Annotated in this window: 13 protein-coding genes; 6 read left to right on the top strand and 7 right to left on the bottom strand. The window is 75.3% G+C overall.

The features are described 5' to 3' along the window. Positions 1 to 52: 52 nt before the first annotated feature. A complete protein-coding gene (locus D7294_RS04395) occupies positions 53 to 1,318 on the top strand; it encodes a lanthionine synthetase C family protein (protein ID WP_241562096.1) in 1,266 nt (421 codons plus the stop codon). A gap of 64 nt (positions 1,319 to 1,382) precedes the next feature. Here the strand turns inward: D7294_RS04395 and D7294_RS04390 are convergent, their stop codons facing one another. Continuing rightward, the gene (locus tag D7294_RS04390) at positions 1,383 to 2,270 is read right to left on the bottom strand and encodes a winged helix-turn-helix transcriptional regulator (RefSeq protein ID WP_120675687.1); all 888 of its coding nucleotides are present in this window, start codon (positions 2,268 to 2,270) and stop codon (positions 1,383 to 1,385) included. Between the two features lie 142 nt (positions 2,271 to 2,412). Between D7294_RS04390 and D7294_RS04385 the strand changes: the two genes are divergently transcribed. From D7294_RS04385 to D7294_RS04375, 3 genes are all read left to right on the top strand, one after another. Further along, positions 2,413 to 3,114 (top strand): O-methyltransferase, encoded by a 702-nt coding sequence (locus D7294_RS04385; protein ID WP_241562095.1) that lies wholly within the window; start codon positions 2,413 to 2,415, stop codon positions 3,112 to 3,114. 40 nt (positions 3,115 to 3,154) lie between these two features. Continuing rightward, positions 3,155 to 3,982 (top strand): MOSC domain-containing protein, encoded by an 828-nt coding sequence (locus D7294_RS04380; RefSeq protein ID WP_120675683.1) that lies wholly within the window; start codon positions 3,155 to 3,157, stop codon positions 3,980 to 3,982. A 170-nt stretch (positions 3,983 to 4,152) separates the two neighbouring features. Then, positions 4,153 to 5,010 (top strand): universal stress protein, encoded by an 858-nt coding sequence (locus D7294_RS04375; protein WP_120675681.1) that lies wholly within the window; start codon positions 4,153 to 4,155, stop codon positions 5,008 to 5,010. A 204-nt stretch (positions 5,011 to 5,214) separates the two neighbouring features. Here D7294_RS04375 and D7294_RS04370 read toward each other — a convergent pair whose 3' ends face one another. From D7294_RS04370 to D7294_RS04360, 3 genes are read right to left on the bottom strand one after another with little or no spacing between them, the layout of a single operon-like run. Continuing rightward, positions 5,215 to 7,857, bottom strand: coding sequence for a glycoside hydrolase family 65 protein (locus tag D7294_RS04370; protein WP_241562094.1), 2,643 nt, complete (start codon positions 7,855 to 7,857; stop codon positions 5,215 to 5,217). A 6-nt stretch (positions 7,858 to 7,863) separates the two neighbouring features. Continuing rightward, on the bottom strand, positions 7,864 to 8,601 hold the full coding sequence (locus D7294_RS04365) for an HAD family hydrolase (RefSeq protein ID WP_120675679.1): 738 nt from the start codon (positions 8,599 to 8,601) through the stop codon (positions 7,864 to 7,866). A gap of 2 nt (positions 8,602 to 8,603) precedes the next feature. Beyond that, positions 8,604 to 9,287 carry a helix-turn-helix domain-containing protein gene (locus D7294_RS04360; RefSeq protein WP_120675677.1) on the bottom strand — a complete coding sequence of 228 codons (684 nt, stop codon included), beginning with the start codon at positions 9,285 to 9,287 and terminating at the stop codon, positions 8,604 to 8,606. Positions 9,288 to 9,753: 466 nt separating this feature from the next. On the opposite strand from D7294_RS04360, the gene D7294_RS31800 reads away from it, so the two are divergent. Then, the gene (locus D7294_RS31800) at positions 9,754 to 9,906 is read left to right on the top strand and encodes a hypothetical protein (RefSeq protein WP_158674564.1); all 153 of its coding nucleotides are present in this window, start codon (positions 9,754 to 9,756) and stop codon (positions 9,904 to 9,906) included. A gap of 111 nt (positions 9,907 to 10,017) precedes the next feature. Here D7294_RS31800 and D7294_RS04355 read toward each other — a convergent pair whose 3' ends face one another. Then, on the bottom strand, positions 10,018 to 10,599 hold the full coding sequence (locus D7294_RS04355; protein WP_147450772.1) for a hypothetical protein: 582 nt from the start codon (positions 10,597 to 10,599) through the stop codon (positions 10,018 to 10,020). 96 nt (positions 10,600 to 10,695) lie between these two features. Here D7294_RS04355 and hemC point away from each other — a divergent pair, with 96 nt between their 5' ends. Beyond that, positions 10,696 to 11,628, top strand: a complete 933-nt coding sequence (gene hemC / locus D7294_RS04350; RefSeq protein WP_120675673.1) for a hydroxymethylbilane synthase — start codon at positions 10,696 to 10,698, stop codon at positions 11,626 to 11,628. A 100-nt stretch (positions 11,629 to 11,728) separates the two neighbouring features. Here the strand turns inward: hemC and D7294_RS04345 are convergent, their stop codons facing one another. Both D7294_RS04345 and D7294_RS04340 read right to left on the bottom strand, forming a co-directional pair. Next, the gene (locus tag D7294_RS04345) at positions 11,729 to 12,229 is read right to left on the bottom strand and encodes a GNAT family N-acetyltransferase (RefSeq protein WP_120675671.1); all 501 of its coding nucleotides are present in this window, start codon (positions 12,227 to 12,229) and stop codon (positions 11,729 to 11,731) included. 179 nt (positions 12,230 to 12,408) lie between these two features. Further along, positions 12,409 to 12,861, bottom strand: coding sequence for a nitroreductase family deazaflavin-dependent oxidoreductase (locus tag D7294_RS04340; RefSeq protein WP_120675669.1), 453 nt, complete (start codon positions 12,859 to 12,861; stop codon positions 12,409 to 12,411). Between the last annotated feature and the right edge of the window lie 14 nt (positions 12,862 to 12,875).

Raw genomic sequence — 12,875 nt, 5'->3', positions numbered from 1 at the left:
GCCTTCGTCCGGGCCCCGCCACGCCGCGGCGGCGCGCGCCCTGGCCGAGGAGGTGCTCGCCCGCTGCGCCGACCCCGCCGCGACGGCGGCGGACAGCCGCATCCCCGCGGCGAGTTCCTCGATCGGCGCGGAGGAGCCGCTGTGGACGCCGCTGTCGCTGGCCTGCGGTCACCCCGGCATGGCGGTGGTCTTCAGCGGCTGCGGCCGGCCGCGGGAGGCGCACCGCTACCTCGCCGAGGCCCTCGCCGCGCTCCGGGGGCGCCCCGACGAGCTGGGCGGCTCCTTCCTCGGCCCGGGGGCGGCGGCCTTCGCGCTCCTCGTCGCGCACCGGGCCACCGGCGGCTACCGGGGCGCGTTGGAGCGGCTGGACGCGCATCAGCGGCAGGTGGCGCGCGTCGCGCTGCCGCCGCTCACCGATGCGCCGCTGGCCTCCAACGGCGCGTTCGAGGCGGTGCGCGGCCTGGCCGGCCTCGGGCGCTACCTCCTGGCCCGGGTGGAGAGTTGCGAGGAGGAGCTGCGGCTGGTCCTCGGCCGTCTCGTCGCGCTGAGCCGCGGCGCGGTCGACCACCCCGGCGGGAACCGGGTGCCCCGCTGGTGGTCGATGGCCGCGCCCAAGAGGGGGCAGGAGGCGGAGATGCCGGACGGCCACCTCAACTTCGGCCTCTCCCACGGCGTCGCCGGCCCCCTCGCGCTGCTCTCCCTGGCCTGGCGCGAGGGCGTGGCCGTCGAGGGGCAGCGCGAGGCGATCGAGAGCCTGATGGCGCTGCTGCGGCGCTGGGCCCACGCGGAGGAGAACGACGAGAGCGGCGCGGTGCGCTGGCCGCACGCCGTCACCCTCGGCCAGTGGGCCGCCGGGCCCGCCCGCATGCGCCCGCACCTGCGGCCCTCCTGGTGCTACGGCGTCCCCGGCATGTCCCGCGCGGTGCAGCTGGCCGCCCTGGCCCTGGGACGCCCCGACTGGCACGAGCTGGCGCACCGTTCGCTGCTGCCGCTGCTGACGACGCCGGTGGCCGCCTGGCACTGCGACGACCCGGGGCTCTGCCACGGCTGGGGCGGGCTGCTGCACCTGTTCCTGCGGCTGGGCGAACACGTCGCGGACCCACGGCTTCCGGCCGTGCGGGAGGAGCTGGCGGCGCGGACCCTGGCCCAGTTCGACCCCGCCTACCGGTTCGGGTTCCGCTCCACGCTGACGGCGACGCCCCAGGGCAGCGACATGCCCGGCTTCCTCCAGGGCGCGGGCGGCACGGCGCTCGCCCTGCGGGCCTACGCGGACGGCACGACGTGCGGGGACTGGGACATGCCGCTGCTGCTGTCCTGACCGGAGCCGCCCCCGGCGCCGCCCCACCGGGCGGCCCCGGCACGCGCCCCGGTGCCGGCCCCGGTCAGACCTCCCCCGAGGCCGCGCGGGCCAGGTCGAGGGCCTGGTCCACGGCGGCGGGAATGTCGTTGAGGGGGAACAGCGCGTGCCGCACGACGCGTTGCGGCCCGATGACCAGGATCAGCCGCTTGGTGCGCAGGCTCTGCCCGGCCCGGAAGGTGGGCAGCCGCAGGGCGGCCGTGAACTGGAGCTGGGCGTCGGACAGCAGCGGGAACGGCAGCTCCTCGGCCCGCGCGAAGGCGGCCTGCTCCTGGGGCGACTGGGTGCTCAGGCCGTGGACGGCGATCCCGGCGTCCACGAACCGCGGCCAGGCGGCGCGGAACTGGCGGTTCTCCAGGGTGCAGCCGGCGCCGCCCGGAATCTGCGCCACCGGGTTCTCCGGGGCCGCCCCGGGAACGCCGGTCGCGGGATAGGTGAAGACGACGGTCGCCCGGGCGCCGGTGGCGACGGGATCGTGCGGGCGGCCGTCGGTGCCCGGCAGGCGCAGCCCGGCGGGAACGCGCTCGCCCCGCAGGGCCGCGACCCGGCGGGCCTCGGCCCCGTCGTCGGAGGCGAGGCCGGTGAGCGTGCCGTCGCCGAGCAGCCAGCGGTCGGCCCAGTCCTGGAGCGCGACCAGGACCGGGAGCAGCCCGCGGCCCTGCTCGGTCAGCAGGTACTCGTAGCGCGGCGGATGCTCCTGGTAGCGGCGGCGCTCCAGCACGCGGTGCGCGGTCAGGGTGCGCAGCCGATCGGCGAGGATCTTCCGGGAGACGCCCAGCTCCTGCGCGAGCCGGTCGAACCGCACGTGCCCGCGCGCGATCTCCCGCAGCACCAGCAGGCTCCACCACTCACCCACCACCGCCGCCGCCTGCGCGATGCCGCAGGCGTCGTCGGCCTCCCGCCGTGGACTCATCGCCGCACTCCCCGAACCGACTGGGCCGGCCCGGCTGACCGAACCGGCTGACCGAACCGGCAAATCCGTTGACATGCCGCCTCGGAGCCATAGTAAGTTTGTTTCCATTTGGAACTTAGTGAGTATCGAAAGGGAACCCACCGTGCCGCAGACCGTACCGCAGACCGCGCCACAGGACTGGGCGCAGACCTGGACCGCCGTCGACGACTACTTCAACGGCCTGCTCGTCGAGGAGGACGCCCCCCTGCGCGCGGCCGCCACGGAAAGCGAGGCGGCCGGGCTGCCGCCCCACCAGGTGGCGCCGAACCAGGGCAAGCTGCTGCACCTGCTCGCCCGCATCCAGGGCGCCCGCACGATCCTGGAAATCGGCACCCTCGGCGGCTACAGCACGATCTGGCTCGCCCGCGCCCTCGGCGAGGGCGGGCGGCTGACCACGCTGGAGGCGGAGCAGCGGCACGCCACCGTCGCCGCCGCGAACCTCGCCCGCGCCGGGCTCGGCCACCTCGTGGACCTCCGCGTCGGCAAGGCCCTGGACACCCTCTCCTCGCTCGCCGCCGAGGGTGCGGGCCCCTTCGACCTGGTCTTCATCGACGCCGACAAGCGTGCGAACCCCGAGTACCTGGACCTGTCCCTCCGGCTGACCCGGCCCGGCAGCGTCATCGTCGCCGACAACGTCGCCCGCGGCGGGGCCGTCGCCGACCCCGGCAGCGAGGACCCCGGCGTCCTGGGCGTTCGCCGCTTCACCGAACTGGTCTCCGCGCACCCCAGGCTGACCGCCACCACCCTCCAGACCGTCGGCGAGAAGGGCTACGACGCCTTCACCCTGGCCCTCGTCACCTCCTGAACACTCCGCTCCCCGCAGATCCCAAGAGAGAGGACGGCCATTGGCTACCGTCGTCGAGCTGACGTACTACCCCGTCAAGGGCTGCGCCGGCACCTCGGTGCCCGAGGCGCGGCTGACCCCCGCCGGCCTGGCCCACGACCGCAGCTTCATGGCCGTCACCGAGCAGGGCGTGGCCCGCACCCAGCGCCGGGACCCCCGGCTGGCCCTGATCCGCCCCGCCGTGGACGCCGAAGGGGAACGGCTCACGCTGCGCGCCCCCGGGATCGAGCCCCTCACACTCCCCGTGGACGCCTCGGGCCCCCGGCGGCCCGTGGTGCTGTTCTCGACCCCCTACCTGGGCATCGACCAGGGCGAGGCGGCGGCCGAGTGGTTCTCGCAGGTGCTCGGCGCGCCCAGCCGGCTGGTGCGCGTGCCGCCGGAGCACGACCGGGTGACCGACGGCAGGACGCCTGGCACCTCCGGCTACGCCGACAGCAGCGCCGTGCACGTCCTCTCGCGCGCCACGCTCGACCTGCTCAACCGGAAGCTGGCCGAACGCGGCGCGCGGCCGCTGCCCATGAGCCGCTTCCGCCCCAACGTCGTGATCGACGGCTGGGACGAGCCGCACACCGAGGACCGCGCGCACCGCCTCCGGATCGGCGAGGCGGAACTCGGCTACGCCAAGCTGGCCGGCCGCTGCGTGGTCACCACGGTGGAACAGGAGACCGGCCTCAAGACGGGCCCGGAGCCGCTGCGCACCCTGGCCGCCTACCGGCGGGCCAAGGGGGGCGGCGTCGTGTTCGGCACGAAGGCCGCCGTGCTCCGGCCGGGCAGGCTGTCCGTCGGGGACGAGGCGGCCGTCACCCTGTGGGGCGAGTCCGAGCTGTGACCCGGCCGGGCCGCCGGGCCCGCCCCGGGCGCGGAGTGCCCCCGGGCGCGGGCGCGGCCCCGGCCGATGTCTGCGTGGACCAGGCCGATGCCCGACAAGGCGACAAGTCGACAAGAGCGGGAACATGGGAGGGAACGCCCCGCCACCGTCGCCCATCGAGGAACTGGCCCATGATTCGCCCCATCACCGTCGGCGTGGACAACAGCACCGGCAGCAGGACCGCAGGCGAATGGGCGGCCCGGGAGGCGGTGCGGCGGCGGCTGCCGCTGCACCTGGTGCACGTCTGGCTCGACGAGCCGACCTTCATGGCGCCGCCGCCGGACCGCGCGGAGGCCGAACGGCTGCTCGGGGAGATCGCCGCGGACGTGGCGGCGCGGCATCCGGGCCTCGAGGTGACCAGCGAGGTCGTCTCCGGCTCGCCCGTCGCCCGGCTGATCGAACGGGGCGACGAGGCGGAGTTGCTCGTGCTCGGCTCGCGCGGCCACACGGCGTTCGTCGGCTTCCTGCTCGGCTCCGTCTCGCTGCCGGTGACCGCCCACACCGCCAGGCCCGTGGTCGTGGTCTGCGAGGACACCTCAGGGGAGCCGGAGGCGGGCGGGGAGATCGTCGTCGGCCTCAAGGACCTGGGGCCCTCGGCCGACGCGCTGCTCGGTCCCGCCTTCACGATGGCCTCCGCGCGGGGCGCCGCGGTGCGGGCGGTGGGGGTCTACAGCCTGCCCTCGGTCTTCGGGCGCGACGCGGCGGACCTGCTCAGGCAGCAGGGCTTCAACGAGGAGGAGGACCGGGTCGGGCGGGCGCTGAGCGAGGCACTCGCGCCCTGGCGGCCGCAGTTCCCCCGGGTGCGGGTCGTGGAACACCTGCGGTTCGGCAACGCCGCCGAGGAGCTGCTCGCCGCCGCCTCCGAGGCCGGACTGCTGATCATCGGGCGCCGGGTGGCCAGGCCCGCGCTCGGCCTGCGGATCGGCCCGGTGGCCCAGTCGGTGCTGCACCACTCCCCCGCGCCGGTCATGATCATCCCCTACGACTAGCGCGGCCCCCGGCGGCCGCACGGGAACCAGGGCAGGCCGTCTCCCGACCGGACGGGCGGCCGGCGTTTCCGGTGCGAGCGGGCTCGATCGGCGTTCCGGCGCGGGCGGGCTCGATCGGCGTTCCGGCGCGGCGGCGTGGGGCGCGCAGGGGGGCGGGCGCGGCGTTCAGGGGGCGGATGGAGCGCTCAGGAGCGGATGGGGCGTTCAGGGGGCGGGCGCGGCGTTCAGGGGCAGCAGCCGTTCCTCGCCCGGGGGGACCTCGACGGCCCTGCCCGAGAGCACCACACGCACGGGCGCGGACTCCCACCGCGGAACGGCGACCCGCAGCCGGCCCGGGGTCAGGTGCAGCCGCACCTCCACCCCGCGGCAGCGCACGGAGAAGGCGAACTCCGACAGCTCGGGCAGGGGCGCCGGGTCCAGGCACAGCGCGCCCTCCCGGGTCTCCAGGCCGAGCAGGCCGCGCTGCACCAGGTCCACCGTGCCCGCCATGGCCCCCAGGTGGATGCCCTCGGCGGTGGTCCCGCCCTGGACGTCGGCCACGTCCCCGGCCAGCGCCTCCTCCAGCAGCGACCATGCGCCGGCGTGCCGCGCCCGCGCGAGCACCCAGGCGTGCACGACGCCGCTGAGGGTCGATCCGTGGCTGGTGCGCGCCAGGTAGTAGTCGACGGTGCGCCGCCACAGCTCGTCGTCGAGCCGGTAGCCGAGCCGGGCGAAGAGCGCGGCCAGCTCGCGCGGCGGGAACAGGTAGCCGAGCATCAGCACGTCGGCCTGCTTGGACGCCTGGTAGCGGTTGACGGTGTCGCCCTCCGCCTCCAGGAGCCGGTCGAGGCGCCTGATGTTGCCGTAGCGCCGCCGGTAGCCCTCCCAGTCCAGCTCCCGGAGCTCGCCGTAGCCCGCGAACTGGCTGACCACGCCCTGGTGGAACGGCACAAACAGCCGCCGCGACACCTCGTCCCAGCGGCCGAGTTCCGCGTCGTCGAGCCCGATCCGCTCGCCGAGGGCGCGGCGGCGCGAGTGGGGCAGCGTCCTGGTCAGGTCCAGGGCCCTGGCCAGCACCCAGGCCGCGGTGACGTTCGTGTAGGCGTTGTCGTCGAGCCCCGGCTCGGCGGCCTCCGGGTAGCCCTCGTGGTACTCGTCGGGGCCGACGACGCCGCGGATGCGGTAGCGCTCAAGCTCCGGGTCCCACCGCGCGGAATGCGCCCAGAACCTGGCGATCTGGAGCAGCATCTCGGCCCCCCTCGTGTGGACGAACTCGGTGTCCCCAGTGGCCTCCCAGTACCGCCAGACGTTGTACGCCACCGCCGAGCCGACGTGGTGCTGGAGGCGGGAGTTGTCCGGGAGCCAGCGCCCCGAGCGGGGGTTGAGATGGGTGACCGGCGTCTCCTCCCGGCCGTCGCTGCCGCTCTGCCAGGGGTACATCGCCCCCTCGGCGCCGCCCTCCGCGGCCAGCCGGCAGGCCCGCGGCAGCCGCCGGTACCGGTAGGTGAGCAGCGCCTTCGACAGGCCGGGGAAGTGCAGGTTCAGGTAGGGCAGGACGAAGAGCTCGTCCCAGAAGACGTGGCCGCGGTAGGCCTCGCCGTGCAGGCCGCGCGCCGGGACGCCGACGTCGAGTTCCGCGGTGTGCGCGGGCGCGAGGGTCTGCAGCAGGTGGAAGAGGTGCAGCCGCAGGATGCGGCCCGCCTCCCCCGGCACGTCGAGTTCCGCCTGCCGCCACAGCCGCTCCCAGGCCACGGCGTGGGAGGCGAGCAGCGCGGCGAAGTCGCCGGCCCGCCGCACCCGGTCCACGGCCGCGCCGAGCGGGCTGCTGACCGCCTTGTCGCGGGAGGTGTGCAGGGCGACCGTCTTCTCCACCACGGCCTTGCCGCCGGGGGCCACGGGCAGGCTGAGCCGCTGGGCGGCGCGGTGCGGGGCGAGCCTGGTGCGGGTGCGCCCGGGGTCGGGCACGGCGCGCAGCCGGGCGGCCAGCACGACGCGGATGTCGGAGGCGCTGGTACGGCAGCGGAGCCACAGGATCGCCGGGAGGACGCCAGGGCGCCCCGGCCGCGGGAGGTCGCCGTCGGGGCGCGCGGTGCCGGTGGTCATGCGGGTCAGGTGCCGGTGCGCGAGGTCGCGGTAGCGGGCGACACCCTCGTTGACGACCGTGCCGTCGAGGGCCGACTCGACCTCGACGGTGCCCGACCAGTCCTCGGCAACGAACGTCGTCCGGAGCGCGGCCAGGTGCGGATCGCCCATGTGCACCAGCCGGGACTGCTCCACCGTCAGGTGGCGGCCGTGCCGGTCGCGGAAGCGCAGGCGGCGGGTCAGGGTGCCCTGCCGCAGGTCGAGGGCCTGCCGGTAGTCCAGCAGCCGGCCGGTCCCGGGGCCGGCGGGGGCACCGGCGGCCTGCGGCCGGGAGCCGGTGGGCTGGGCCGTGGGGGCCGCGTCGGGGAGGGCGGGGGCCCCGGGGGACGCGGGCCCCGGGGGGCGGGACCCCGGCGGCCCTCCGGAGGCGGGCGTTTCCCCGGGGCCGGGCGGCCCTCCGGCCGCGGGCTCCTCGGGGACCAGGGCGTCCGGAGTGAACCACTCGCCGTCGGCGGGTCCCTCGTCCGGGTGAATGCGGAAGCGGAGAGGCAACCAGTTCGGCAGGTTGACGAGGTCTTCGTGGGTGAGGAGGCGTCCAGCGAGAGAGGAGGTGAGCCGGTTGTACACGCCGGCCGCGTAGGTCCCCGGGTAGTGCGCCGGGCCCGCCGGGGTCTCGGGCGCCGCGCCCCGGGTCGCGAAGTAGCCGTTGCCCAGCGTGCACAGCGCCTCGCGCAGCCGCTCGGCGCGCGGGTCGTAGCCCTCGTACTCCCAGATCCATTCGCCCATGGAGGGCTACCTCCGCGTGGCAAGCAGCTCGCCGAGATCGCCCACCACCAGGTCCGCCCCGTGGGCGCGCAGGTCCTCGGCGCTGCGCGGTCCGCGCTGCCGATCCACCCCGACCACCAGCGAGAAGCCGCCCCGCTTCCCGGCCTCCACCCCGGCCAGCGCGTCCTCGACGACGGCCGCGGAGCCGGCGGGGATGCACAGCCGCCGCGCCGCCTCCAGGAACACGGCGGGGTCCGGCTTCCCCGGCAGCCCCAGGCGGGCGATGTCGTTCCCGTCCACCACCGTCTGCAACATCGATCGCACGCCCGCGCGCGCCAGCAGGTCGCGCGCGTGCCGAGAGGAGGAGATGGCCGCACAGCGCACCTTGGCCTCGTGCAGCGCCAGCAGCAGCCGCAGCGTGCCCGGCCAGGCGTCCACGCCGCTCTCGCCGAGCAGCCGCACGAAGGCGTGCTCCTTGAGGGCCGCCACCGCGCACACCGTGTCCGTTCCCGGCGCGTCGTCCGGGTCGCCGACCGGCAGCCGGACGTCCCTGGCCTTCAGGAAGTCCGATGCCCCGTCCAGCCGCGACTTGCCGTCCACGTAGCGCCGGTAGTCCTCCTCCTGGTCGAACTCGGGGTCCACGCCCGGCACCTGGTCGAACGCCTCCTTCCAGGCGGCGGCGTGCACCGTGGCCGAGTCGGTGATCACTCCGTCGGTGTCGAAGACGACGCCGCGGCAGGCCCACAGTTCGGGGAAGGAGACCATGACTAGTCCTTGAAGGGGGTGAGGTGGATGCGGTGCCCCGACATGCGCGTGGGGCGCAGGCGGACCCAGTGCTCGCGGCCGCCCTTCGTCCAGGGCACGTCGCCGATGCGCCCGGCGAGCGCCTCGATCTCGCGGGGCTCGGTCACCCGTGAGGCGCGGCCGATGATCTGGACGCTCCAGCCGGCGCCCTGGGCCTCGTCGATGTGGTCCACCTCGAAGGCGACCTCCTCCGCGTAGGGAGGCTCGGCGTCCGGCGCGGTCCGGAAGACGATCTCCGAGCCGACCAGGCGGTAGTTGACGGGGATGATCGCCGGCCCCTCGGGGGTGGCGACGGCCGCCCGGCCCACGGCGTGGTGGGCGACGAGCCGCCGGCACTCCTCGGGGTCCAGGTCGACCAGCTCGCCGGCCTGCCGCACGGTGGACCGGGCGCCGGGGCCCGCGGTGCCGCCCGGGGTGACGGCGCCCCGGGTGCCGGTGAGATCGGCGATGGTGGTGTCCAGGGCCTGCGCGACACGGGTCAGCGAGCCGATGGTGGGCGAGGCCGCGTGCTCCTCCAGGTAGCGCAGGTACTCCTCGGCCACGCCGGCCCGGTCGGCCACGGTCGCGCGGCTCAGGCCGAGTTCCCTGCGCCGCAGGGCGACCCGGCGGCCGAGGTCGCTGCTGTGGTCGCCCGCCTGGTCGATCACCGGTCACACCCTCTCCACTGATCCTTCGGCACCGGCAGGGGCGCCCACCCTCAGGATCGCCGACAGTTCCCGGGGCCGCTCGTCGAGCGGCCCGCCCCCGGGTGCCCAGGGAGGTGCGCGATTACTCGCGATGCGCACCATCGATTACTCGCGATGCGCACCATCGATCCACGGCATGTCAACACCGCGGAGGCATTGTTCGCCAAAGTTCGCCACACGTGAACGGCCGGGGCCGGGTCGAGAGACCGCTGGCAGCCGCGCGCCCGGGCGGGGCCGGGGCCCGTCGGGCCCTCCCGGGGGTCGGGGCGGTTGTGGCCCGAAACCGGTGGGTACTTGAGGCGTCAACCGTCACGCTGTGAGTGGACTTCACCACACCATGTGAGGAAAGGCGGCTCACGATGTCATCGACGCAACATCGCCGGGCGGCAGCGCCGCTTGCCCGTCCGACGAGTTCGGAGTGCGCGCCGTGACGAATCAGGACGAGAACGCCCAGCAGAGGAATCCGGACAAGCGCTCGGAGTTGGAGGAGCGGCTGCGCGAGGCCAACGCGCTCAGCCGTGCGGACCGCCGCGCCAAGGGGGCCGAGTCCTCGGCGCCGAGTTCCGCCGCGGCCGGCTGAGCCCCGCCCGGGCACGCTCGGGCCCGCCCGGCGGTTCGGCGCTCCCCGGCCCGTCGGCGGGCCCGGCCCGCACGGCCGGGCGCGCCTCACGCCCCCGCGCGCGCCGGGCGGTCAGAGGCTGTCGTAGGGCCAGCCCTCCGCGTTGTGCACCACGTAGTCGGGCAGGGTGCGGGCCAGGGCCTCGCGCAGGCGGCGCAACAGGACGGTGCGTTCGGGGAGTTCGATGCCGAGCGCGCGGACGGCGGCGCGCTGCTGCTCGGGGTCGAACTCGGGCACGGCGTCCAGGAAGTCGCTCTCCAGCTCTTCCAGCAGATCCGCCTCGGGACGGGCCTGTTCGGCGCGGCTGAGGTGCAGGCAGTCCTTCCAGTAGGGGATGCCCGCGATCAGTTCGAGCGCCTCGCGCAGGCTGTGCGCGATGAGTCCGCTGTGCCCCTCGGAGTCGGTGTAGATCACCGGGCGTTCGTCGTCCGCGGCGCCGCCCGTGGCCCCGGCCGCCGGCTCCCCGCACAAGAAGTACGTCCCGCCGGTTCCGCAGCCGGCGACCGGCACCAGCGGGGCGCCCGAGGACAGGTGCAGGACCTCCACGGGTTCGCGGCGGGTGACGTCGAAGTCGCAGGGCCACTCGAAGTACCGAGACAGCGCCTGGTCGTTCTCGATGCGGGTCAGCAGAGCGGAGTTGGCTGCCACAGTCATGCGGGCAACGTATCCACTCGCGTGTTCGGGACGGCAAGAGGGCCCGGCCAAGTGGCCCTTAATCAAGACACATTCGACGGGGGCTATCGTGACCGCATGGCAGTCGAGCTGATCAGGATCGTCTCCCGTTCCTCACCGATGGCGCTGGCGCAGGTGGAGCGGGTACGCACGGAGCTGGCCGCGCTGGCGCCCGGCGTCCGCACCGAGGTCGTTCCGGTGACCACCTCCGGGGACCGGTGGATGGGCGACCTGGGCAAGCTGGGCGGGAAGGGGGCGTTCACCAAGGAGGTGGACGCGGCGCTGCTGGCCGGAAAGGCCGACCTCGCCGTGCACTGCATGAAGGACGTGCCCGCCGACCGCCCGCTGCCGGCCGGGACGGTGTTCGCCGCGTACCTGAGGCGGGACGACATCCGCGACGCCCTGGTGGACCCGGCGGGCCGCACGCTGGGCGAGCTGCCGCCCGGCACCAGGATCGGCACCTCCTCGGTGCGGCGCATCGCCCAGCTCGCCGCCACCCGCCCGGAGCTGGCCTGCGTCCCGATGCGGGGCAACGCCAACCGCCGCCTGGAGAAGCTGGCCGCCGGGGAGGCCGACGCCCTGCTGCTCGCCGTCTCCGGCCTGCACCGGGTCGGGGAACAGGCGCGGATCAGCCAGGTGTTCGGCGTGGACGAGATGTGCCCGCCGATCGGCGCCGGGGTGCTCGGACTGCAGTGCCGCGAGGACGACACGGAGGTCATCGACCTCGTCTCCGGGCTCTCCGACCCCGGGACCTTTCGGGAGATGGAGGCGGAGCGGATGTTCCTGCACGTGCTGCAGGGCCACTGCAACAGCCCCATCGCGGGGTACGCCAAGGCGGAGCGCGACGGGCGTCTCAGCCTGTGGGGGCGGGTGTTCAGCCCCGACGGCAAGCAGGTGCTCGACGCGCACGAGTGGGCGGGCCCGCTGGACCCGGCGACGCTGGGCACCTCGGTCGCCGTCGCGCTCCTGCGGCAGGGCGCCCGCGAGTTGATCGACTCGATCCCGCACTAGGCGGTCCCCGCCCGCTCACCGCGCGCCGCTCCCGGTGCGCCGCCGCGCCCGCCGCGCGACGGCCGGCGGCGCGGCCCCTCGGAGATCCGAACGGCGAAGCCTAGAGCCCGAGCTTGAATCCGTCGTGGCTGCGCGCGAAGCCCAGCTTCTCGTAGAAGCGGTGGGCGTCGGTGCGCCGCTTGTTGCTCGTCAGCTGGACCAGCGCGCAGCCCCGCGCGCGTGCCCGCGCGATCGCGCGTTCCATCATGGTCCGGCCGAGCCCGCCGCCTCGCCGGTCGGCCCGGATGCGCACGGCCTCGATCAGGGCCCGCTCGGCGCCCCCCTTGCCGAGTCCCGGGATGTACGTCGCCTGCAGGCAGCCCACCACCGTCCCGCCGTCCCCCCGGCCGTCGGCGGCCTCGACCAGGACCAGCATCTCGTTGCGCGGGTCCGCGTCGATCGCCGCGAAGGCGCGCTCGTACGCCTCGGTGACCGCGACGGTCGCCGGGTCGACCACCCGCTCCTCGTCGGCGAGCAGGGCGAGCACCGCCGGCAGGTCGGCGCGGGTGGCGGGGCGCAGGCTGAGGGCGGATGCGGCAGCGGGCTCGCGAACGGCAGACATGGCACCGACCCTAGACGGGCCGCCCGGCGCGGCACCCGCCACCCCGGTCGCCGGCCCCCGGAGGCGGCGCCTTGCGGGACGTTTCCCGGCGCGCGGGCCCGCCGCCGCCCCCTGCGGATCGGTGCGGGGATCGGTGCGGAGATCGGTGCACGGATCGGTGCACGGATCGGTGCGGGGCCTCACGCCGGGGTGATGCGGAAGACGGGGTGGTCGGGCGCGATGCGGCGCAGCTCCTCCTCGGGCGAGTCGTGGCCGACCCCGTCGAAGAAGGCGCCCACCTCGGCCTTCCAGCGCTTGAGGTAGGCCCGCAGCAGGGCGGGCTTCTCGGCGTCGGGGACCTCCTCGGCGGTGAAGGCGTCCACCCGCTTGCCCAGGCGCAGCTCCCCGCCGCCCGCGGCGCGCATGTTGTGGGTCCACTGCACGTGCCCGCGGGCGGCGACGAGGTAGGTGTGGCCGTCGAGGGTCAGCGGGTTGACCGGGGTGTGCCGCCACTCGCCGCTCTTGCGGCCGCGGACGGCGAGCACCCGCGAGCCCATGAGGCTCAGGCCGCGCCGGGTGGAGAAGGCGACCAGCCGGTTGAGGACCTGCCGGGTGAGCCAGCCGGGCTTGCGGACGTAGGGGCGCTCGTTCATGACTGGGGCTCCAT

Source organism: Streptomyces hoynatensis (assembly GCF_003626535.1).
GTDB classification, from domain to species: domain Bacteria; phylum Actinomycetota; class Actinomycetes; order Streptomycetales; family Streptomycetaceae; genus Streptomyces; species Streptomyces hoynatensis.
The sequence above is the reverse complement of the archived record's forward strand: the minus strand, read 5'-3'. Positions and strand labels throughout refer to the sequence as shown.

What these genes read in the sequence shown, in the direction of transcription:
- D7294_RS04340 (WP_120675669.1), bottom strand. Translation starts at nt 12,861, where the DNA reads ATGAACGAGCGCCCCTACGTCCGCAAGCCCGGCTGGCTCACCCGGCAG.
- D7294_RS04345 (WP_120675671.1), bottom strand. Translation starts at nt 12,229, where the DNA reads ATGTCTGCCGTTCGCGAGCCCGCTGCCGCATCCGCCCTCAGCCTGCGC.
- hemC (WP_120675673.1), top strand. Translation starts at nt 10,696, where the DNA reads ATGGCAGTCGAGCTGATCAGGATCGTCTCCCGTTCCTCACCGATGGCG.
- D7294_RS04390 (WP_120675687.1), bottom strand. Translation starts at nt 2,270, where the DNA reads ATGAGTCCACGGCGGGAGGCCGACGACGCCTGCGGCATCGCGCAGGCG.
- D7294_RS04375 (WP_120675681.1), top strand. Translation starts at nt 4,153, where the DNA reads ATGATTCGCCCCATCACCGTCGGCGTGGACAACAGCACCGGCAGCAGG.
- D7294_RS04365 (WP_120675679.1), bottom strand. Translation starts at nt 8,601, where the DNA reads ATGGTCTCCTTCCCCGAACTGTGGGCCTGCCGCGGCGTCGTCTTCGAC.
- D7294_RS04370 (WP_241562094.1), bottom strand. Translation starts at nt 7,857, where the DNA reads ATGGGCGAATGGATCTGGGAGTACGAGGGCTACGACCCGCGCGCCGAG.
- D7294_RS04355 (WP_147450772.1), bottom strand. Translation starts at nt 10,599, where the DNA reads ATGACTGTGGCAGCCAACTCCGCTCTGCTGACCCGCATCGAGAACGAC.